The 20,216-nt window shown below is 68.0% G+C and carries 22 protein-coding genes and 2 pseudogenes; 14 read left to right on the forward strand and 10 right to left on the reverse strand.

Annotation, left to right across the window (positions count from 1 at the left end; translation table 11 throughout):
* The first annotated feature begins 5 nt into the window (after positions 1-5).
* Both JNUCC0626_RS44785 and JNUCC0626_RS44790 read left to right on the forward strand, forming a co-directional pair.
* Positions 6-1,064, forward strand: coding sequence for a DNA polymerase IV (locus JNUCC0626_RS44785; RefSeq protein WP_394616679.1), 1,059 nt, complete (start codon positions 6-8; stop codon positions 1,062-1,064).
* 31 nt (positions 1,065-1,095) lie between these two features.
* A complete protein-coding gene (locus JNUCC0626_RS44790) occupies positions 1,096-1,305 on the forward strand; it encodes a hypothetical protein (protein WP_394616680.1) in 210 nt (69 codons plus the stop codon).
* On the opposite strand, the gene JNUCC0626_RS44795 is transcribed toward JNUCC0626_RS44790, so the two are convergent.
* Positions 1,284-2,030 carry a class I SAM-dependent methyltransferase gene (locus JNUCC0626_RS44795; protein ID WP_394616681.1) on the reverse strand — a complete coding sequence of 249 codons (747 nt, stop codon included), beginning with the start codon at positions 2,028-2,030 and terminating at the stop codon, positions 1,284-1,286. The genes JNUCC0626_RS44790 and JNUCC0626_RS44795 overlap by 22 nt on opposite strands.
* A gap of 59 nt (positions 2,031-2,089) precedes the next feature.
* On the opposite strand from JNUCC0626_RS44795, the gene JNUCC0626_RS44800 reads away from it, so the two are divergent.
* The 4 genes from JNUCC0626_RS44800 to JNUCC0626_RS44815 all read left to right on the forward strand — a co-directional run bounded on the left by JNUCC0626_RS44800 (position 2,090) and on the right by JNUCC0626_RS44815 (position 6,177).
* On the forward strand, positions 2,090-2,917 hold the full coding sequence (locus JNUCC0626_RS44800) for a hypothetical protein (protein ID WP_394616682.1): 828 nt from the start codon (positions 2,090-2,092) through the stop codon (positions 2,915-2,917).
* A gap of 157 nt (positions 2,918-3,074) precedes the next feature.
* On the forward strand, positions 3,075-3,254 hold the full coding sequence (locus tag JNUCC0626_RS44805; RefSeq protein ID WP_394616683.1) for a DUF397 domain-containing protein: 180 nt from the start codon (positions 3,075-3,077) through the stop codon (positions 3,252-3,254).
* A gap of 179 nt (positions 3,255-3,433) precedes the next feature.
* On the forward strand, positions 3,434-4,297 hold the full coding sequence (locus JNUCC0626_RS44810) for a helix-turn-helix domain-containing protein (RefSeq protein WP_394616684.1): 864 nt from the start codon (positions 3,434-3,436) through the stop codon (positions 4,295-4,297).
* A gap of 293 nt (positions 4,298-4,590) precedes the next feature.
* Positions 4,591-6,177: a TIR domain-containing protein gene (locus tag JNUCC0626_RS44815; RefSeq protein ID WP_394616685.1), complete on the forward strand. Its 1,587-nt coding sequence runs from the start codon at positions 4,591-4,593 to the stop codon at positions 6,175-6,177.
* 47 nt (positions 6,178-6,224) lie between these two features.
* On the opposite strand, the gene JNUCC0626_RS44820 is transcribed toward JNUCC0626_RS44815, so the two are convergent.
* Positions 6,225-7,106 (reverse strand): SRPBCC domain-containing protein, encoded by an 882-nt coding sequence (locus tag JNUCC0626_RS44820; protein ID WP_394616686.1) that lies wholly within the window; start codon positions 7,104-7,106, stop codon positions 6,225-6,227.
* Positions 7,107-7,109: 3 nt separating this feature from the next.
* Positions 7,110-7,421 (reverse strand): ArsR/SmtB family transcription factor, encoded by a 312-nt coding sequence (locus JNUCC0626_RS44825; protein ID WP_394616687.1) that lies wholly within the window; start codon positions 7,419-7,421, stop codon positions 7,110-7,112.
* Positions 7,422-7,512: 91 nt separating this feature from the next.
* Between JNUCC0626_RS44825 and JNUCC0626_RS44830 the strand changes: the two genes are divergently transcribed.
* Together JNUCC0626_RS44830 and JNUCC0626_RS44835 are read left to right on the forward strand one after the other, a co-directional pair.
* Positions 7,513-8,649, forward strand: coding sequence for a PLP-dependent aminotransferase family protein (locus JNUCC0626_RS44830; protein WP_394616688.1), 1,137 nt, complete (start codon positions 7,513-7,515; stop codon positions 8,647-8,649).
* On the forward strand, positions 8,646-9,269 hold the full coding sequence (locus JNUCC0626_RS44835; RefSeq protein WP_394616689.1) for a class I SAM-dependent methyltransferase: 624 nt from the start codon (positions 8,646-8,648) through the stop codon (positions 9,267-9,269). The genes JNUCC0626_RS44830 and JNUCC0626_RS44835 overlap by 4 nt, the downstream gene beginning before the upstream one ends.
* Positions 9,270-9,531: 262 nt before the next feature.
* Here JNUCC0626_RS44835 and rnhA read toward each other — a convergent pair.
* The 3 genes and pseudogenes from rnhA to JNUCC0626_RS44850 form a co-directional block, all read right to left on the reverse strand.
* Positions 9,532-9,969, reverse strand: a pseudogene (rnhA, locus tag JNUCC0626_RS44840) (ribonuclease HI); the annotation flags it as partial.
* Positions 9,970-9,980: 11 nt separating this feature from the next.
* Positions 9,981-10,358 carry a DUF1801 domain-containing protein gene (locus JNUCC0626_RS44845; protein ID WP_394616690.1) on the reverse strand — a complete coding sequence of 126 codons (378 nt, stop codon included), beginning with the start codon at positions 10,356-10,358 and terminating at the stop codon, positions 9,981-9,983.
* 4 nt (positions 10,359-10,362) lie between these two features.
* Complete coding sequence (locus JNUCC0626_RS44850) at positions 10,363-10,953, reverse strand: TetR/AcrR family transcriptional regulator (RefSeq protein WP_394616691.1); 591 nt, start codon at positions 10,951-10,953, stop codon at positions 10,363-10,365.
* 63 nt (positions 10,954-11,016) lie between these two features.
* Here JNUCC0626_RS44850 and JNUCC0626_RS44855 point away from each other — a divergent pair, with 63 nt between their 5' ends.
* Positions 11,017-11,559 carry an NADPH-dependent FMN reductase gene (locus JNUCC0626_RS44855; RefSeq protein WP_394616692.1) on the forward strand — a complete coding sequence of 181 codons (543 nt, stop codon included), beginning with the start codon at positions 11,017-11,019 and terminating at the stop codon, positions 11,557-11,559.
* Positions 11,560-11,567: 8 nt separating this feature from the next.
* On the opposite strand, the gene JNUCC0626_RS44860 is transcribed toward JNUCC0626_RS44855, so the two are convergent.
* Both JNUCC0626_RS44860 and JNUCC0626_RS44865 read right to left on the reverse strand, forming a co-directional pair.
* Positions 11,568-12,044, reverse strand: a complete 477-nt coding sequence (locus tag JNUCC0626_RS44860; protein WP_394616693.1) for a hypothetical protein — start codon at positions 12,042-12,044, stop codon at positions 11,568-11,570.
* 89 nt (positions 12,045-12,133) lie between these two features.
* On the reverse strand, positions 12,134-13,084 hold the full coding sequence (locus JNUCC0626_RS44865) for an amidase family protein (protein WP_394616694.1): 951 nt from the start codon (positions 13,082-13,084) through the stop codon (positions 12,134-12,136).
* A 10-nt stretch (positions 13,085-13,094) separates the two neighbouring features.
* Here JNUCC0626_RS44865 and JNUCC0626_RS44870 point away from each other — a divergent pair, with 10 nt between their 5' ends.
* The gene (locus tag JNUCC0626_RS44870; RefSeq protein WP_394616695.1) at positions 13,095-13,685 is read left to right on the forward strand and encodes a DUF7711 family protein; all 591 of its coding nucleotides are present in this window, start codon (positions 13,095-13,097) and stop codon (positions 13,683-13,685) included.
* Positions 13,686-13,756: 71 nt separating this feature from the next.
* Here the strand turns inward: JNUCC0626_RS44870 and JNUCC0626_RS44875 are convergent, their stop codons facing one another.
* Positions 13,757-14,434: an MBL fold metallo-hydrolase gene (locus tag JNUCC0626_RS44875; protein ID WP_394616696.1), complete on the reverse strand. Its 678-nt coding sequence runs from the start codon at positions 14,432-14,434 to the stop codon at positions 13,757-13,759.
* 138 nt (positions 14,435-14,572) lie between these two features.
* Between JNUCC0626_RS44875 and JNUCC0626_RS44880 the strand changes: the two are divergent.
* Positions 14,573-15,532 (forward strand): annotated as a pseudogene (locus JNUCC0626_RS44880) (acyltransferase family protein); the annotation flags it as partial.
* 47 nt (positions 15,533-15,579) lie between these two features.
* Here JNUCC0626_RS44880 and JNUCC0626_RS44885 read toward each other — a convergent pair.
* The gene (locus JNUCC0626_RS44885) at positions 15,580-16,332 is read right to left on the reverse strand and encodes a maleylpyruvate isomerase family mycothiol-dependent enzyme (RefSeq protein WP_394616697.1); all 753 of its coding nucleotides are present in this window, start codon (positions 16,330-16,332) and stop codon (positions 15,580-15,582) included.
* 225 nt (positions 16,333-16,557) lie between these two features.
* Between JNUCC0626_RS44885 and uvrA the strand changes: the two genes are divergently transcribed.
* From uvrA to JNUCC0626_RS44900, 3 genes are all read left to right on the forward strand, one after another.
* Positions 16,558-19,437 carry an excinuclease ABC subunit UvrA gene (gene uvrA, locus JNUCC0626_RS44890; protein ID WP_394616698.1) on the forward strand — a complete coding sequence of 960 codons (2,880 nt, stop codon included), beginning with the start codon at positions 16,558-16,560 and terminating at the stop codon, positions 19,435-19,437.
* Complete coding sequence (locus tag JNUCC0626_RS44895; protein WP_394616699.1) at positions 19,437-19,619, forward strand: hypothetical protein; 183 nt, start codon at positions 19,437-19,439, stop codon at positions 19,617-19,619. Before uvrA ends, JNUCC0626_RS44895 begins: the two co-directional genes overlap by 1 nt.
* 129 nt (positions 19,620-19,748) lie before the next feature.
* Positions 19,749-20,216 carry an SRPBCC family protein gene (locus JNUCC0626_RS44900; RefSeq protein ID WP_394616700.1) on the forward strand — a complete coding sequence of 156 codons (468 nt, stop codon included), beginning with the start codon at positions 19,749-19,751 and terminating at the stop codon, positions 20,214-20,216.

Below are 20,216 nucleotides of genomic sequence, written 5' to 3' on the forward strand. Positions count from 1 at the left end.
CCAGCATGGCGGACTGGGTCCTGCACGTGGACCTCGACCAGTTCATCGCGGCGGTCGAGGTGCTGCGCGACCCCTCGTTGCGTGGCAGGCCCGTGGTGGTGGGCGGCAACGGCGACCCGACCGAACGCGCGGTCGTGGCCACCGCGTCCTACGAGGCGCGCGAGTTCGGCGTGCGGTCCGGCCTGCCGCTGCGCACGGCGTTCAAGAAGCTCCCGGACGCCGTCTACCTGCCCGTCGACCACGCCCTGTACGAGGCGGCCTCGGCCGAGGTGATGGCCGTGCTGCGGTCGTTCCCGGTGGTCGTCGAGGTGATGGGGTGGGACGAGGCGTTCGTCGGCGTGACCGCGGACGACCCGGTGGCGTTCGCCCGGTCGTTGCAGGAGGCGGTGCTGGCGGCGACCGGCCTGCACTGCTCGGTCGGCATCGGCGACAACAAGCTGCGCGCCAAGATCGCGACCGAGTTCGGCAAGCCCGCCGGGGTGTTCGAGCTGACCAGGGCGAACTGGGTCGAGGTGATGGGGCACCGGCCGACGTCCGCGTTGTGGGGGATCGGCGCGAAGACGTCGAAGAAGCTCGCCGAACTGGGCCTGGAGACCGTGACGGACCTGGCGGCGGCGTCACCGGACGTGCTGGCAGCCCGGTTCGGGCCGCGGATGGGCCCGTACTTCCGGACCGTCGCCTTGGGGGCGGGTGACACGGTCGTGAGCTCGACGCCGTGGGTCGTGAAGTCCCGGTCGCACGAGAAGACCTTCCAGCAGGACCTGGAGTCCTTGGAGGACATCCGGCGCGAGGTCGTGGCGCTGGCGCACCAGGTGGCGGCCGACGTCGTGGCCGAGGGACGCCCGGCGGTGCGGGTGGGCGTGAAGGTGCGGTTCGTGCCGTTCTTCACCAAGGTGCGCCTGATGAAGCTGCCTGCGCCGACGTCCTCGGCGGACGTGCTGGCCGACGCCGCTCTGGTCGTGCTGGACCGCTTCGAACACGGCAGGGCGGTACGCCTTTTGGGGGTGCGCGCGGAATTCTCTGACGATGATGTCGAACCGAAGCCTTCTCGTTCGACGTACTAGTAAGTAGAGGATTCACCGCTAGGAGAAGAAGATGACCGACTCACTCACGCACCGCGACCGCGCCGTTCTCAGAGCCGTCGCGGACGGCCGTTGCGAGATCACCGGAACCGTCCTGCTCGTCGACGGCCTGTGCTGCGCCGACCAGTTCGCGGGCCTCCGCTTGCGCACCGCGGGCCTGATCAGCACCCGTCCCGGCCCTGCCGCACTGACCGACGCGGGCTACGAGATGCTCGCCGCCTGACCTTTGCGGAACACCGACATCAGGTACTTGTTCGAGAACCTGTAAGCACCGTCTTCGGTTCGGTACGGCACGGTCGCGGCCCTGATTTTCTGCGCGACTTTCTCCTCACCCTCCCTTTCGATGACGCGCTGATAGCTGCCCACGCTCAGGAAGCTGCGCAGCATCGTGGCCTCATCGGGATGGTGCTGAGGAATGTCGATCGTGATTTTCTCCAGTGCCTCGGGCAACTTCGCGCGCGTGCGGCCGCTGTCCCCGCGCACGGCGCGCCCGACCACGAGCAGATCGCTCGCCTGTTCCGGATGCCACTCGCACACGACCACGTAGTCCTTGCTGACCCGTTGTGCTTCTTCGAACGCCTCGTCGGGATCTTTCGCGAAGAACAACGCGTTGAACGCCGTTACGACGTCAAAGGTGTTGTCCTGCCAGGGAAGCGGGCCGAGCGCGAGTTCGACGAACGTCGCGGTGCTCGCCTGCCGGGCGAGCGCGATCATGGCCGGCGAGATGTCGATGCCGGTCGCCGTCGCGCCTGCTTCCGTTGCGGCGGCACAGAATTCGCCGCTGCCACACGCCAGGTCGAGCACGTTCGTGCCGTGCGTGACGCCGGTGCGTTCGAGCGCGGTCTTCCAGGCGGGCATGGACATCGGGGCGCCCAGCGCGGCTCGTTGCGCGGCCTTGCGGCCCCACAGCTCGCCTTCCTGCTCCTGCGCTGACTTCTGGTCGGTCATGGATCCGACCCTAGGGCCTGTGCCGAAATCCGGTGGCGGCGGCGCGGATCATGGAAGGCATGAGTGTGCTGACGCGCGTGCTGCGTGCGGTGGGTGGGGAAGAGGTGCTGGACCGCCTTTCCGGGCTGTCCGGCAGCGACCTGACGACGCTGCTGCTCGCGCTGGCACGGCGGCGGGCCGGTGCGCGGTCGGGTGCGGACGTGGTGCGGCAGTACCGATCCGACCGCTTCGTCGCGCCGGCCGAGGTGCCGTTCGCGGTGCTGCGCGCGGCGGAGGACAGACTGCTGGCCGCGCTGCCGCCGTCGTTCTCGGTGCTGGGCCTCTCCCCGCTCGCGCCGCTCGGCACGTGCTCCGCGGTGGCCGAGATGGACCAGAACAACGTCGTGTCGACCGTGCGCGGCACCGAGGTCGCGGCCGACCCGACCAACGCTCTCGCGCTGGAAGCCGCGCTGCGACGGCAATCCGGCCCCGAAGACGTGCGGCTCGCGGCGGTGCAACGCGTCGTGCGCGCGCAACTCTTCAACGGTGCCGGGAGGTTCGCGCACTTCACGTTGTTCGCGGCGGTGTCGGCGGGCCGTGACCGCGGCTCGCTGGAGTTCGAGCGCGAGCACTTCGCCGAGCACGTCGCGTACCTGCGGGCCGCGTGCGGTGACGTGGAATTCCGCGTGACGGTGCTGGATCCGCGGTTCGAGGTGGTGCGCGGAACGTTGCCCGCCGACCCTTCCCGGCAGACCGGGTACTACAAGGGCTTGTGCTTCAAGGTGTTCCGCGACGGCGTCGAGATCGGCGACGGTGGGTTCGTCGACTGGACCCAGCGCCTGACGGGCAACCGCAAGGAACGCCTGCTGATCAGCGGCGTGGGCGTTGACCGCTTCGCCACGCTCTGATTGCATGTCATGTCAACAGGTTCTCCGTGCGCTTGTCCTTGAACTGACACCTTTCTGTCTACTGGATGGCGCACCTCTGGCGGTGTTTTGATCAACTAGCCGGAATTAGGCTCAGGTGTGGCCTTGTCGGGTCGGGGACCTTGCCGGGAGGGCGACGATGGCGGCGGAGCTCACGTGGAAACGCAGCTCGTACAGCAACGCTGGCGGCAGCAACTGCATCGAGTGCGCCGTTGACGGCCACCGGACGTGGATCCGGGACTCCAAGGATCGCCGGCACTGTCTGATCGGGGTGTCTCAGGCCGGCTGGCGTGCGTTCGTGACTTTCGCCCGGTCCTGACCCCTCATCTTGCGCGATCGGGTGATTCGTCCACCCGGTCGGAGTCTGGAATTTTGCTGCGCGGCCTTCGTGCTGCTATCTCTCCCCTTGAAACTGGTCAATTGGGGGACAAGCATTGTGGAACCCCTCCAAGTGACCGCTACCATTCTGCTACCTAGCAGATTGAGGGAGGAGGGGCGTTGCCCCGCAAGGAAAGTCCCGTCGTGCTGCAGAAGCGCCTGCTCGCCGAGTTGAAGCAGACGCGGGACGGACTCGGTCTCAGTCAGCAGGCCGTCGCCGACGCCATGGACTGGTCTGTTTCGAAGCTGATCAGGATTGAGAAGGGGGAGAACAAGATCTCGGTCACCGACGTGCAGGCGCTCCTCTTCCACTACGGGGTGCGCGACGACGATCGGGTCACCGAGCTCGTCGGCATGACGAGGGCGATCCGGCAGTCGAAGTCGGCGTGGATGGAGAAGTACCGGGGCTCGTTCGGTGAGCAGTTCGCCAAGTTCCTCGAGCTGGAGACCGCCGCGATCCGGGTGCGGCAGTGCCAGCTGAACGTCGTCCCGGGGCTCGTGCAGATCCCCGACTACTCGATGGCACTGGTCACGAGCCACGGGTTGTCGGGTGCGGGGGCCCAGCGGGCCGTGGACATCCGGCAGCACCGCCAGGTGATCCTGGAGCCGGACGGTCCGGAGATCGCGCTCATCATCGACGAGTCGGTGCTGCACCGGGCCGTCGGTGGACAGGACGTGCTGGCGCGCCAGCTGAAGCGGATCAGGGAGGTCGCGGAGTTCCCGAACGTGACCATCCAGGTCCTGCCCTTCGCCGCGGGCAACCACCCCGCCATGAAGGGGTCGTTCGCGATCCTGGAGTTCTCCGAGGGGGAGGAGGACTTCGCGCTGCTGCTGGAGTACCCGGGCCGGGACGAGCTGATGACGGCCGGGCCGGAGCTCAAGGAGTACCTGAACTACTTCATCCAGCTGGAGGAGTTCGCTCTGCCGGCGGAGGAAACGCCCAAGGTGATCGACCGACGACTTGAGGAGCTAGGAGGGGCCTGAATCGCAATGGCCGGGCGGGTGGCTGCGCCAACAGCCACCCGTCCGATGGCAACCCACAACCGAACCCCAGCAAACCCCAGTTCATTGAGGCGAGGCGATGTCGCCGTAGGCAAGCCTATGACGTTCGAACCCTGATGAGTGCCGCCATCCAGGTCCCGTTCGGGTGATTGGTCCTCGCCGCACCGGTCTTCGCCGACCGGCGCGCGACCACACCCGCAGGAGGCGCACCATGTGCAATGACACCAGAAATCGCACCCACCCCCTCGTTGTCCATCACGGGAGAGGTCGCTGCGATGGCCATATTCGTTAGCTACAGCAGTAGCGATGGAGGCCCGGCCGCCTCCGCGGTCGTGGGGGCGTTGCGCTCTCGCGGGTTCGACGTGTTGTGGGACGGCGATCTCACGATCATCCACCCACTGTCCATTCCGGCCTGGATGGAGACCGCCGTCCGGGACCGCACGGTCCTCGTCATCGTGTCCGACGACTACCTGAAGGCGTTGCTGTCCAACGACTTCGTCGAGCGCAGGGGAGTGCGCTACGAGGCGGGCCTGGTGCGGCACAAGATCTACCACCACGGCGGTGCGAACGGATGCGCCGTGTTACCCGTGGTGCCGCCCGACGTGGACGCGAACGCGCTGCCGTCCGTCCTGCAACAGCTGGTGATCCACCGCTTCGACCCCAGCACGTTGCACGGCGAGGAGGAGCTGGTGCGCAGTCTGGGCGCGCTCGAGGTCGTGGAGAACGGGGGTGAGGTCGTGCAGGTGGAACAGGGGGTGCACCGGAGCCGCGAGGTGCTGGTGGCTTTGGAGGCACATCCGCCGTCGTCCGCGTTCGCCTACCGGCTCGCGCACGACCTGGTGGAGCAGGGGGAGGGCGATCTCGAACTCGCCAGGGCGTTCGACTCGGTGGTGGCCGTCGCCAAGGCGCACGGTGACGTCCGGCTGGTCAGCCGGTTGTCGCAGGTGTGCCTGAAGACGCTCTCGTCGACGTTGCCGTTGAAGGGGGAGGGCGCTCTCATGGCCAAGGTCCTCGTGTCCGGCAAGGCCTGGCGCCTGGTGCGGGAGCACAGGTTCAGCCAGGCGGCGTCGGTCGCCGAGGAGGGCACGCAGATCGCGAAGAAGTACCGCGACCTGACCACCGCCGCCCGCGGCCAACGCGCCCACGCGCGGATCTTCCTGCACATGGCGATGGAGGCGCTGCCGTACGACCGCGAGTTCTACCTGCGCAACTGCGAGCACCTGCTGATCCTCGCGACGACGCAGTACCGCTCCATCTGCGGACCCACCAGCGAGGAGGTCGGGGTGTGCGCCTCGCTGCACGCGGAGAAGCAGTTGCTGCGGCACGAGATGTCCGGCGAACGCGACCTGCTCGCCGCCGCCGTGGAGAGCGCGGGGACAGCCGAGGGGCTGCTGACACCGGGCACCGAGCCGTACCACTGGCTCACCGTCCTGCAGGCACGGCTGTGTCTCGCGGCGCGGAAGTACAACGAGGGCAAGGAGTTCGTCACCAGCGTCATCGCCACCGCGGACTTCCCGGAGGTGGTCGCGCGCTCCCACCAGGTGCGCGCCGACCTGCTCCTCGCCACGCGCGAGAAGCCCGAGGCGGTGCGCGATCTCCTCGTCGCCGAGGAGCTGTTCCGCCGGCTCGGCTGCGACTACGCGGCGGCCACCTGCTGGTGGGCGATCGCGAAGATCGACTCGACCAAGCTCGTCAGCTTCCGCCTGAGCGCGGCCGACGTGCAACGGCTCGAAGATCTCGCACCCGATCCGCGTGACCGCCGGCTCGCCGTGCTCGCCCACGAACTCCGTGCGGCGAAACGGCTCGGCCGACGGTGCGTGCCCGACTGGGCGTGCCTCGTCGACCGCGTGCAGCACGCTTGACCCCGGGACGCGGCCGTTGCGCGACGGCCGCGTCCCGGGGGTGTCGATCAGCGGCCGGCGTAGCGCTTGGCCAGTTCCTCTTCCCTGTCCGCGGGCCACGGGCAGCGGATCTCGCCCTGCGTGGCCGCGAAGAACAGCTCCAGGTGCACGTGCCACGCCGCGAGCGCCTCCGGGCCGTGCGCGTTCTCCTGGGTCAGCGTCACCGTGGTGCCCTGCAGGTGGACGTGCTCGAACTCCCAGCGCACCTTGCCCTTCGGCTCGCCGTCCTCCAGCCACTCGTACTCCAGCACGCGCGGCGCCTCGGCCTTGATGACCTCGCCCGGCGTGAGGCCGGGGTGGGCGGCTTGGGTGGGCACGGTGCCTTCGGTGCCTTCGGTGAGGAGTTGCCAGACGTCGTCCAGCGGCGCCCACACCAGGTCACGCACGAACCGGATGCCCTCGGGTTCGTCGGTGCCCTCGTCGAGGCCGAACTCCCTGATGTAGTGCTCGATGCGGGACAGCCACTCCGTCGGCGGCTCGAACTTCGTGCCGTCGGCGTGCGCGACCAGGGCGTTCAGGCAGGTGATCCAGCCGGGGACGTCGCGGCCCACGCTCAGCCTGCTGCTGACGACAGCGGTGAAGACCAGCAGACAGCCCTCGTCGCGCGGCAGGATCTCGAAACGCAGCACGTCGTTCGCCCAGCGGAAGGCGAAGACCTTCGGCGGATCGGACTCCAGCAGTTCGCCCTCGCCGCCGTCCGCGTCCACCGGAGCCGCGTCGGGGAACGTGAAGCGCAGCGTCCGGCCGTCGATCTCCACCTCGGCGGGGAACCAGTGCTTCATCTCGGCGGGTTCGGTGACGACCCGCCAGACCTTCTCCGGCGAGTGCCGCAGCGCGCGTTCGAAGCGCAGCACGGGCTTGCCCTCGATCATCTGAAGTTCGGCGTCCACGGGTCAGTCCCCTTCGATCTCGTCGAGTCGTCGTTCCAGTGCGTCCAGGCTCTTCTCCCACATCCGCCGGTACGGCGCGAGCCAGGCGTCGATCTCCGCCAGCGGCCCCGGCGACACCCGGTAGAAGCGCTTCTGGGCGTCGGTGCGCACCTCGACCAGCCCGGCCTCCCGCAACACCTTGAGGTGCTTCGAGACGGTCGGCTGGGCGAGCGTCAGCCGGTCGACGAGGTCACCGACCGGCCGCTCGCGTTCCCGCAGCAGGTCGAGGATCTCCCGGCGACTCGGATCCGCCAGCACCGCGAATGTAGATGCCATATCGGCAATATAGCTCGATCAGAATATAAGCGCCACCACTGGGTGGGAAACGACGTCGGGTTCCACGCGGTCCCCCATTACCGTGCGGTTCATGCACCGCACCCTCCCCGTGGCCAGTTCTCCGGTGCGCGATCTGCTCGCGCTGACCTCCCGCCCCGAGGTGATCTCCTTCGCCGGCGGGCTGCCCGCCCCGGAACTGTTCGACCTGGACGGCGTGCGTGCCGCCTACGACGTCGCCCTGCGCGACCGGTCCGTGCTCCAGTACGCGCCCACAGAAGGAAATCCGGCACTCCGCGCGCTGATCTCCGCCCGCCTGACCGGCAGCGGCCTGCCCACCCCGGACGTCCTGATCACCACCGGCTCGCAGCAGGCGCTGGCACTCGTGGCCACCGCGATGCTCGGCCCCGGCACCGTGGTGGCCGTCGAGGAACCGACGTACCTCGCGGCGTTGCAGTGCTTCCGGATGACCGGCGCGCGCATCGTGCCCGTCGCCGGCGACGCCGACGGCCTGGTCCCTGCCGCGCTGCGCGAGGTCGTGGCGGCGGAGAACCCCGCGTTGCTCTACCTGGTGCCGACCTTCGCCAATCCGACCGGCCGCACGCTGTCCGCGTCCCGCCGTGAGGAGATCGCCGGCATCGCCGCCGCGCACGACCTGTGGATCGTGGAGGACGACCCGTACGGCGAACTCCGCTACCGGGGCTCGGCGGTGCCCCCGCTCGCCTCGATCAGCGACCGAACCATCTACCTGGGCAGCTTCTCGAAGATCGGCGCCCCCGGCATGCGCCTGGGTTGGCTGCGCGCCCCCGCCGACCTGCTGCGCACGCTGACGATCGTCAAGCAGGCCGCCGACCTCCACACGTCCACAGTGGACCAAGCCGCAGCCGCCTCCTACCTGGCGCACAACGACCTCGACGCCCACGTCTCCCGGTTGCGCGCCGAATACGGCCGGCGCCGCGACGCCATGATCGCCGCGCTGCCGTCCGCCATGCCCGGCGGCACGACGTGGAGCGACCCCGACGGCGGCATGTTCGTGTGGCTGCGGCTGCCCGGCGACGTGGACACCGCCGTGCTGCTGAAGGAAGCGCTACGGCACGACGTCGCGTTCGTGCCCGGTGCACCCTTCTTCGCGACGACGCCGGACCACGCGACGTTGCGGATGTCGTTCACCTCCAACAGCGCGGAGGAGATCGCGGAAGGCATGACGCGTCTGGCCGCGGTGCTGCGATGAGCCTGCTCGACGACGAGGCGTTGTGGAGTTCGTCGGTGGTAGCCAACTGCGCGATGAACCGCGAACGCGGCCTGGCGAGCTACCGTCGTGAGCTGGGGGTGTCGCTGCCACCGGCGTCCGGGGTGTGGGTGGATCTGTGTTGCGGCAGCGGGAAAGCGCTGGCCGAGGCCGTGCGCCCGGGCCTGGCCGTCGTGGGCGTGGACCTGGTCGACCACCACGTGCCGGCGCGGGACGGCCTCAGCTTCGTCGTCGCGCCGGTCGACCAGTGGGCGCCCGCCGGCCCGGTCGACCTGGTGACGTGCGTGCACGGCCTGCACTACCTTGGCGACAAGCTCGGCCTGCTGACGCGCGTGGTGTCGTGGCTCGCGCCGGGCGGGCGGTTCGTGGCGAACTTCGACGTCTTGAGCGTGCGCCGAGCGGATGGCAGTCCGTTCGGTCGGGCGTTGACCAAAGCGTTGCGGGACAACGGGTTCACCCACGACAACCGGCGGCGCCTGGTGGGCTACGAGGGGTCTGGTGTGCCGCGGCTGCCGTTCGTCTACCTCGGCGCCGACGACCGCGCCGGCCCGAACTACACAGGCCAGCCGGCGGTCCACTCCTGCTACGAGGTGCTCAGCTGAACAGCTCGAGCGCGTCCTGGTGGTGTTCGCAGCGGCCGCCGCCCGTCGCGATGGTGCAGGGCGTGCCCTTCTTCGTCGTCGCGCCGCACTGCAACCCCGGGTCGTGGATGTGGCAGAGGCCGTTGGTACCGGCCGTGATCGGGCAGGGCGTGCCCTTCTTCGTGGGCGCGCCGCACGCCTCGCCGCTCAGTTCGCGCGTCTGCCTGGGCTTCGCGGGTTTCTTCGGCTTCGAGGCGGGCTTCGCGCCGGGCTGCTCGATCGTGCGGCCCGTGACCTCCTCGACGCCGCGCACGGCGAGCCGGTCGGCGCGTTCGTTTCCGGGATGGCCCGCGTGGCCCTTGACCCAGTGCCACTCGACCTCGTGCCGGTCGGCGGCTTCTTCGAGGCGGCGCCACAGGTCGGCGTTCTTGACGGGCTCGCGCGCCTTCGTGAGCCAGCCGTTGGCCTTCCAGCCGTGCACCCACGACGTGATGCCGTTCCGTACGTAGGTGCTGTCCGTGTAGAGCTTCACGACGGACGGGCGCGTAAGGCTCTCCAACGCCATGATGGGCGCCATCAGTTCCATGCGGTTGTTCGTCGTCGGGCCGATGTCACCGCCGTACATGTCCTTCTCGTGCTCGCCATAGCTCAACACGGCACCCCAGCCGCCAGGTCCGGGGTTGGGGCTGCACGCGCCGTCGGTGTAGATCACGACCTCCATGCGTGATGAGGCTACCGACGGCCTCTGACACTCCTGCGCTGACGGTTGTTGGCGATGATGTGGCGGAACATCTCGACGAGTGCCGGAGCGTTGATCGTCTGGTCGCGGTAGACGGAGATCATGCGCGCGGTCTTGTTGCCGTGGCCGCTCGTGATGATGTTGTGCGGGTCAGGCACGATCGCCTTGTCGTAGAGCATCACGTTCACGTGGTCCTTGGTGCCGAGCAACGCGCAGATGTTGCCGTCCAGCACGAAGTACGGCCGGTTCGTGAACTTGATGGTCTCCTCGACGTCCGGGTCCGCCTCGTGCACGAGCGCGCGCACCTGGCGGCAGATGTCCTGCTGCCACTCGGGCAGGCTCGCGATGTAGTCGTCGATGCGTGTGTCCATAGCCCTATGTCGTCGCCTCTCGCCGTTTCTCGACATCCTGCCCGTGCAGGAACACGCGCACTCCTGCCCTGATGTCGTCGTCGTTCGGCCGTGAGCCCCTGATGCTCGGATCGCCGGTCATCGTGAGCATCATCAGGTGCACCGCGGCGCGCGCCGAGTCCTTGAACCCGAGCTTGGCGAGCTCTGCGGCGAGGGTGGCGCGGACCTTGCGCGGCCCCGTCTCCTGCCACGCCTCGAGCGCGTCGTCCGGGATGTGGCTGAGTTCGGCGTTGATCTGCCGGACCAACGCGAAGTGCGTGGCGTTGCCGAGCTCGGTGCTCATGGCCCGGCCGAACGCGGTGAGGTCCTTCTCCAGGTTGGTGACCTTGTGGAAGTGCCGCTCGATGATCGCGATCTGCTCACGCGCCGCCTCGTCCGCGCTGGCCTGGATGACGTTGCGGAAGAGATCCGCCTTGTCCGCGAAGTGGTTGTAGAGCGTGCGGGTCGACACCTCCGCCTCCTTCGCGATGGCGTCGATGCTCGCCCGTGTGTACCCGTCGCGCGCGAACACGCTCAACGCCCCATGCAGGATCGCCTGCCGCTTGTCCGGTCGCATGGTTCCGCAGCTTAGTACAACGAGCGTTGCACTAAGTACCACGATCGTTGTACTTTGGCTGCCATGCGCATCGCAGTGATCTTGGGAAGCACCCGTCCAGGCCGTCGCTCCGAGGAGGTGGCGCGGTGGGTCATGAACGTCGCGAGCACCCGCGACGACGCGTCGTTCGACCTCATCGACCTGAAGGAGGTGAACCTGCCGTTGCTGGACGAACCAGTGCCAGCGCTGTTTGGTGAGTACGCGCACGCACACACACGCGAGTGGTCGTCACTCATCGCGCCGTACGACGGCTTCGTGTTCATCACGCCGGAGTACAACCACTCGTTCTCCGCAGCACTGAAGAACGCGCTCGACTACCTCTACGCGGAGTGGAACGACAAGGCCGCGGGCTTCGTGGGCATCGGCGGCACCGGCGGATTGCGTGCCGTGGAACAACTACGGCTCGTGCTGGCCGAACTGAAGGTGGCAACCGTGCGCACACAGGTCGCGTTCGGCCGTGGCGACCTACAGGCAGAACCGACACACGACGAGACGCTGCACGCCATGCTCGACGAACTGGTGGCGTGGGCCTCGGCGTTGCGTTCCGTGCGCGCGGTGGCGGCCTAACGGGGCAGTCAACTCGCGATGGCGTCCAGGGTCTCGCCGCTCACCTGGCCGGATGCCGGCTCCGTCTCGGCGATCACGATGGTCGTGCCGTCCGAGCGTGACGCGTAGTTCAGGCCTGTGAAGCTGAAGTCCACCCATGCCACGGACACGACCGCAACGTTGTTGCCGTTGCCCACGGCGAAGAGGGTGCGGTCGAGCGACTTGCAAGGGTTGCGCACGAAGTGGTCGCGCACCTGACCGTGAGAGTGCGACACACACTCGAGTGCGGACTTGGCCGTGCGTTTCAACGTGCGGATGTTCAGCTGACGCCAAGCACCGTCGGCATCACCGTTGCGGGCGGACTTCTTGCCGTCGGACCTGGCCTTCGTGAGGTTCACGCTCGCCGACTCGACCGCCCGCCAGGCCGCCACCTGCGGCCACCGACAACGCCAGCACGCCGGCAACCACCACCACACCCGCTTTGCCGCCGGGATCCGGCCCGCCACCGGCCCCGCCGATCCTTCGTGTTATCCGAGCCCCCTCCTCCGGGGGGCGAGGACACCGCACGTGACCAGATCAGCAAGGTAGAACGGGCTCAAATCACACGAACGTGTGGCATGTCGACCCTGTCGACTGACCGAGCGACCGCAACCAGGTCAGCCTCCCGCCCGTGCCGCGCCACGGCCTGCAACCCGACCGGCAGCCCGTCCGAGTCAAACCCGGCGGGAATGCTGACGGCCGGATGCCCACTGAGGTTGAAAGTCCAGGTCAACGCGGTGTTGATGCGTTCCCCGGGCCCGTCGTGACCGTGCGGCGGACCGGGCGTGGTGGGCGTGAGCAGCACGTCAGCGGTCTCGAACAACGCGTCCAACGCCAGGTTCGGCCCGCACCGCCCGGCGAACCAGTCGGCAGCCGGATCACCCAGCCTGAGCTCCACCGGGCGAGGCCGCAGAGGAGCCGCCGCACGCCAGGCGATCGACACCTGCTCGTCGTCCACCTCGGCGAGCCCAAGATCCGTAGACCACACTGCGGTGGGAGCGGTGGTCTCGGTGACGCCGAGATAGGTCGCCAGCAAGTCAGGATCACGCACGAAGACACCAACTGCCGCACGCTCGGACGACGTCGTCTTCAGTCCGAACACACCACACCACGCCGCAGGTATGCGGATCGAGCCGGCGCCGTCCACCCCGGTGGCCAACGGCACCACCCCCGCCGCCACGGCCACCGCCGACCCTGCGGACGAACCACCGGGCGTGCGATCGAGGTTCCACGGGTTCCGTGTGAGGCCACGAGAGTTGCGCCCCCACGTCTGCCAGGGAGTGCTGCCATCGGGCGTGGTGGTCAGTCCGATCGGCACACACCCCATGGCCGTCAACGCCTCACGGTGGCTTCGCCGTTCGCCCCGTTTCACCGCAATTGGCATGCCCGCAAACGGCAACGAGGGGTCCACTTCGGGCGAGCGCGCGCGATACACCTCGTGGAACGCACACAGCACCGGCTCCACGGCATCGAGCCGCGCCAACGCCTCCGCCACCCGGTCAGGCATGATCCACCCCGTGAAATGGTCCCGCGCAGTGCACCACCTGACCGAGCTCACCGAGAAGTGCGGCGAGCTGCCCGCGAGCTTCTTCCGGTTCCAGGTGGTCGAGCTGTGGGTCTTCGGCGACCTCCTCGACGTGCCGAAGGACCTGGACGTCATCGAGGTGGCCCTGGTCACCGACCTGCCGGTCGACGAGGTGCCGTGGATGACCGAACCGGTGGGCGCCGAACACTGGGCCAACTCGACCAGGCTCTCACGCAACCCGTTCGAGGCCCGCTGGCGCTCGAAGGACGCACCGGTGTGGAACCACCGCATCGAACGCCCGGCCCTCGTGTGGAGCGCGGCCGACGGCATCAACGAGGAAGCCCTCGTAGCCGTCAGCGACGGCACGGCCGAACTCGTCCGTCAGCCCGCGCCCACCCCGGACGAACTCAAGCAACGCGTCGCCGATGAGCTCGCGGTGAGCCTGAACGCGCTGCGGCGGGCGAACCAGGAGTACACCGACCGCCGCTGGAGCCCCGGCAAGCTCACTCCGCACGCGGACGCGCTGTGGCGCACGACCACCGGCTACCTGGACCTGCTGGACGACGCTGTTCACGGTCGCTGAGACAGCGCTTGAGATCGAATGCCTAGTCAAGCGGGGCCGCCCCCGGCCGTAGGCGGCCCCGTTCGGTCGCGCTACCAGCCGCGGGCTCGCCACTCCGCCAGGGACGGGCGCTGCTCGCCCAGCGTCGAGTCGTCGCCGTGGCCCGGGTAGAACCAGGTCGAGTCCGGCAGCACCGCGAAGAGGCGGTCCTCCACGTCGTTGATCAGCGACGCGAAGTTGTCGGGCGACGTGGTCTTTCCCACACCCCCCGGAAAGAGTGAATCTCCGGTGAAGAGGTGCGGGTGGCCGGTCGGGTCGTCGTAGACGACGGCGATGGAGCCCGGGGTGTGGCCTCGCAGGTGGATGATCGAGAGCTGGACTTCTCCCACGTCGATGGTGTCGCCGTGGTCCACCAGGACGTCCGGGGGGACCGGGAGGACCGCGGCGTCCAGTTCGTGGGCGACGGTGCTGGAGCCGTGGGCTCCGGCCAGGGCGCCCAGTGCCTGCCAGTGATCGGCGTGCTGGTGCGTGGTCACGATCGTGCGCAGCCTCGGGCGGTCCGGGAGGTGGCCCAGGAGGTCGGAGAGGCGCTCGTGGTCGTTGGCCGCGTCGATCAGCAGCGCTTCGTTCGTGGACCGGCAAACCAGCAGGTAGGCGTTGTTGTCCATCGGACCGACGGAGATCTTCGTGATGGTCAGCGCGTCCAGGGTCCTGCGGGCGGCGGGGCCGTCTGGATCGACGTGACCGGTGTAGTTCTCGAGTACGTCCACGGTGGCAGACGGTAGTCGCTCGATGCGGCGAGACGCACACCTTCAGGTTGCATACAGGTCTCACTCATAGGGTAAGTAAGGATCAAGCTCCGAGCCCGCAGTACTCCGAACGCATCAACGAACAGGTCCCCGCCTCTCGTGATTCCAGCGCAACGACAGAAGCCTCAGAAGGCCCGCAGGGTCAGCTGGGACGTCCTCCGCGTCGTCGCCATCGGATGCGTGTTGCTCCACCACGCCACGCTCACGAGCGTCAGCAGCCACCCCGATCTCGGGCCGCTGCCGTTCGAGTTCCCGATGTCGATGGGCGCCAGCACGCTGATGGTCGTCTCGGCTTTCTTCGCCTGTGCCTCGCTCAACAGCGGCAAGCCAGGGCAGTTCCTGTGGAGAAGACTCGCCAGACTGCTGCCCGCGTACATGGCGGCGGTGCTGCTCACCTACGCGGTGCAGAGATGGATCGCGCCGGAGGGGTGGAGTCAGCTCGACGGCAGGGACGTCGTCTACAACCTGCTGCTGATCAACCAGTGGATGCCGGACGTCAACATCGTCGACTTCGCCTACTGGACGGTGCCGGTGCAGATCGCGGCGTTCATCGCCGGGGCGGTGCTGGTGAAGTTCCTGAGGGGCACACAGCTGCGTGTCTTCCTGTGGGCGCTCATCGTCACGCCGTTGCTCATCAGGCCGTTGCTGGACCACTCACACACGTTGTTCGTCGTCTACAACGGGTTTGCGCTGCACAGGGCCCAGTTGTTCGCGGCCGGCATCGCGATCTGGCTGTGGCACAAAGATCGGCTCAAGACCCCGCACCTGGCCGCTCTCCTCGTGGCTACCCTGATCGCGCAGGCGATTCACACGACCGAGTACGGATCGACGCTCGGCTTTGCCGTGCTGCTACTGATGGTGTGCGCGGCGGCCGCCGGCCCCGATTGGGTGTTCTTCAGCCCGGTCGCACGGCCGATCACGTGGCTCGCGGGCATCTCGTACGGCGTCTACCTCGTGCACCAGCAGATCGGCACCGTGGTGATGGACCGCATGCACGCCTTTGGGCTGCGGTCCTGGTGGCTCCTGGCGGGCTTCCTCACCTCGGCGTTCGTGCTCGGCTGGGCGATGACGAAGTTCGTCGAGAAGCCCGCCTACAAGCTGCTCACTCAGATCCAGTCCGGCAGTTCCGGCAGTTCACCGCGCAGCCCGGAACCGTCGGAACGGCCCGTCAGCCACGCCAGCACGGCGCTCGCGGACCCGCTCACCGACCTGCGGCTCGCCGGACCGTTCACGACCCACTTGCGCTGAGTGCCGTCGGGCAGGGTCACCTCGATCTCGAACGGGTCGACCCTGCCCTCGAACTGCCGCACGGCGTCGTCGAGGAACTCCTCCACGAACGCCGCGGGCAGGTCGTCGAATCCGACGCCCGCGTTCAGGTCGATGAGGTGGATCCAGATCTCCCGCAGCCGGAACAACGGCACGGTGGACGCCGGGATCGACTGGCCCTTGGGCGCGGTGACCTCCGAACGCCACGCGTGCTGCGGGAACTCGCGGCACGCGACGTCGAACCGCTGGCACGCGGAGTCGAGGTCGGCCTTGATCACCTGCAACAGCCGGTGCGACCCCTCCTCGATGTCCGCGTCGCGGTCCGCCCGAGAGGCGTAGGCCTGGTGCTCGACCCCGGTGCGCGCCCAGGTGAGCAGGTTCACCAGCGCGTCCGCGTTGCGCGCCAGATGTGTGATGACGTGTCCGCGGGTCCATCCTGGAAGCAGGGACGCACCGCGCACGGCGGCCTCGTCCAGCTCCTCGACGACCTCGTAGAGCACGTCCGTCGCCTCGCGCACCGCCGTGATGTGCCGGTCGGGCACACCTCGCGGGGCGGGTACGGACGTCTGCTCAGTGGACGGCGTGTAGGTCATGTGCTGCCTCTCCCCGACGTTGAGGCTTCTGATCGAAGTGACCAGCCTATGGGTAATCCCAGCTCAGGGGAATGCGATAGCGGCCCGAACCGTTTTTGTCGGGGGTGCGACCTAGCATGGTCGGCGGGTCGGTCGCAGCCTCCAATCCGATGCTAGTACTCTTCGAACGCTTGTTCGGAAGAGTGTGGCGTGAGTGACCCGCCAATCGCAGCCGAAGGGACCCCAGTGGCAGACCGTCTTGTTGTTCGCGGCGCGCGCGAGCACAACCTGCGCGGCGTCGATCTCGACCTGCCGAGGGACAGCCTGATCGTCTTCACGGGGCTGTCCGGCTCCGGCAAGTCGAGCCTGGCTTTCGACACCATCTTCGCCGAGGGGCAGCGGCGCTACGTGGAGTCGCTCTCCGCGTACGCGCGCCAGTTCCTCGGGCAGATGGACAAGCCCGACGTCGACTTCATCGAAGGCCTCTCACCCGCTGTCTCGATCGACCAGAAGTCGACGAGCCGCAACCCCCGCTCGACCGTCGGCACCATCACCGAGGTCTACGACTACCTGCGCCTGCTCTACGCCCGCGCCGGCAAGCCGCACTGCCCGCAGTGCGGCGAGGCGATCGGCAAGCAGACGCCGCAGGAGATCGTCGACCAGGTGCTCGCCATGGAGCAGGGCACCAAGTTCCAGGTGCTCGCCCCGGTCATCCGCGGCCGCAAGGGCGAGTACGTCGACCTGTTCCAGAACCTGCAGACGCAGGGCTACTCGCGCGTGAAGGTCGACGGCGGCGTCTACGCGCTGGCCGAGGTGCCCAAGCTCAAGAAGCAGGAGAAGCACCACATCGCGGTCGTCATCGACCGCCTGAGCGTCAAGGCCGCGCAGAAGCAGCGCCTCACCGACTCGGTCGAGACGGCGCTGCGGCTCGCGGACGGCCTGGTCGAGCTCGAGTTCGTCGACCTGCCGGAGACGGACCCGAAGCGCATCAGGGGCTTCTCCGAGAACCTCGCGTGCCCCAACGGCCACCCGCTCGCGATCGAGGACCTCGAGCCGCGGTCGTTCTCCTTCAACTCGCCGTACGGCGCGTGCGTGGTCTGCACGGGCATCGGCGTGCGCAAGGAGGTCGACCCGGAGCTCGTGGTCACCGACGACGAGCTGAGCCTAGAAGAGGGCGCCATCGCGCCGTGGGCAGGCGGGCAGACGGCCGAGTACTTCCAGCGGCTGCTCCAGTCGCTCGGCGAGACCATCGGCTACCGCATGGACACGCAGTGGCGGCACCTGCCCGCCAAGGCGCAGAAGGCGATCCTGCACGGCATCGACGAGCAGGTGCACGTCCGCTACAAGAACCGCTACGGCCGTGAGCGCTCCTACTACGCCAACTACGAGGGCGTCATCCCGTTCCTCGAACGGCGCCAGGAGCAGACCGAGTCCGAGTACATGCGGGAGAAGTACGAGGGCTACATGCGCGAGGTCCCGTGCCCCGCGTGTGCCGGCACGCGCCTGAAGCCCGAGATCCTCGCCGTCACGCTGCACCACGGCAAGAAGGGCGACAAGTCCATCGCCGAGGTCTGCGCGATGAGCGTCTCGGAGTGCTCGGACTTTCTCGACGGCCTCAAGCTCGGCAAGCGCGAGTCGATGATCGCGGGCGCCGTGCTCAAGGAGATCCAGGCCCGCCTGCACTTCCTGCTCGACGTCGGCCTCGACTACCTCTCGCTCGACCGCGCCTCCGGCACCCTGTCCGGCGGCGAGGCGCAGCGCATCCGGCTCGCCACGCAGATCGGTTCGGGTCTCGTCGGCGTGCTGTACGTGCTGGACGAGCCGTCGATCGGCCTGCACCAGCGCGACAACCACCGCCTGATCGAGACGCTGACGAGGTTGCGCAACCTCGGCAACACGCTGATCGTCGTCGAGCACGACGAGGACACGATCCGCGCCTCGGACTGGGTGGTCGACATCGGCCCCGGCGCCGGCGAGCACGGCGGCAAGGTCGTGCACAGCGGCCCGTACAAGAAGCTGCTGACGAACAAGGAGTCGATGACCGGCGCCTACCTGTCGGGCCGCAAGTCGATCCCGATGCCCGCCAAGCGCCGCAAGATCGACAAGAAGCGCCAGCTCACCGTCGTCGGCGCGCGCGAGCACAACCTGCGCGGCATCGACGTGTCGTTCCCGCTCGGCACCCTCACCTCGGTCACGGGCGTGTCCGGCTCGGGCAAGTCGACGCTGGTCAACGACATCCTCGCCACGGTGCTCGCGAACAAGCTCAACGGCGCGCGCCAGGTGCCGGGCCGCCACACCCGCATCAACGGCCTGAACGAGGTCGACAAGCTGGTGCGGGTCGACCAGTCGCCGATCGGCCGCACCCCGCGGTCCAACCCGGCGACGTACACCGGCGTGTTCGACCACGTCCGCAAGCTGTTCGCGGCGACCACGGAGGCGAAGGTCCGCGGCTACCAGCCCGGCCGCTTCTCCTTCAACGTCAAGGGCGGCCGCTGCGAGGCGTGCGCGGGCGACGGCACCATCAAGATCGAGATGAACTTCCTGCCGGACGTGTATGTGCCCTGCGAGGTCTGCAAGGGCGCGCGGTACAACCGCGAGACGCTGGAAGTGCACTACAAGGGCAAGACGATCTCCGAGATCCTCGACATGCCGATCGAGGAGGCCGCGACGTTCTTCGAACCCATCAACGCCATCCACCGCCACCTGAAGACGCTGGTCGAGGTCGGTCTGGGCTACGTGCGCCTCGGCCAGCCCGCGCCGACGCTCTCCGGTGGTGAGGCCCAGCGCGTGAAGCTCGCGTCGGAGCTGCAGAAGCGCTCGACGGGCAAGACGGTCTACATCCTCGACGAGCCCACCACGGGCCTGCACTTCGAGGACATCCGCAAGCTGCTGGGCGTCATCAACGGCCTGGTGGACAAGGGGAACTCCGTCATCGTCATCGAGCACAACCTCGACGTCATCAAGACGTCCGACTGGATCGTCGACATGGGTCCCGAAGGGGGCTCTGGCGGCGGTATGGTCGTAGCAGAGGGCACGCCCGAGCAGGTCTCGCAGGTCGAGAAGAGCTACACGGGGCAGTTCTTGCTGCAGGTGCTCGAAAACGAGGAGGTGTCGGCAGCAGGGTGATGATTCCACTCGATGCGCTGGCCCACCGCGAGCGCGCCCTTCAGGCGTCGCGCGGGGAGCCCGTCGTGTACCCCTTCAGCCTCGTGGAGGCGCTCGACTCGGCGGAGCAGGCACTCCGTCGCGTCGCGGCTGTCAGCTGGGTGCGGACCCTGGAACGGCTTCCTCATCTAGTCGACAAGTGAACACGTGTGGCCTAGTGGGGCACTCAAGTCCCACTAGAGCCATATGCCACGCCGTGAGGAATTCCCGGTCTGCTGTGACTTTTGCCCAGGACCTGTCACTCGGACGAGGGATCCTGGATGATGGCGGCCGTGTCACTCAACCGCTATCGCTTCCGCAGCGTGTGGCACGTCGACGCGCCTCCCGACCTGGTGTACGAGGTCCTGTCGGACATCGCGAACTACCCGCTGTGGTGGCGTGAGATCCGCAAGGCCGAGAAGATCGACGACGAGTCCGGCGTGCTCTACTGCCGGTCGTTCCTGCCGTTCGATCTGGTCGTGCAGGTGAAGCACAGCATCAGGAACCAGCAGGCAGGCCTGTTGCGTGCGACGTTGTCGGGCGATCTCGAGGGCTACGCGAGCTGGGAGATCACCGGTCGCGACGGCGGCACCGACCTCATGTTCGACCAGGAGGTCGTGGTCAACAAGGCGTTGCTGCGCCGGCTGGTGCTGATCGCCAAGCCGTTCTTCCGCGGCAACCACGACATGATGATGCGCGGCGGTTTCAAGGGCCTGAAGCAGGTCCTCGAGGAGAAGGCCGCCGCCCGCCGCGAGTCCTGA

Origin of the sequence: Lentzea sp. JNUCC 0626, from assembly GCF_043632865.1 — a bacterium.
Taxonomy (GTDB): Bacteria; Actinomycetota; Actinomycetes; order Mycobacteriales; family Pseudonocardiaceae; genus Lentzea.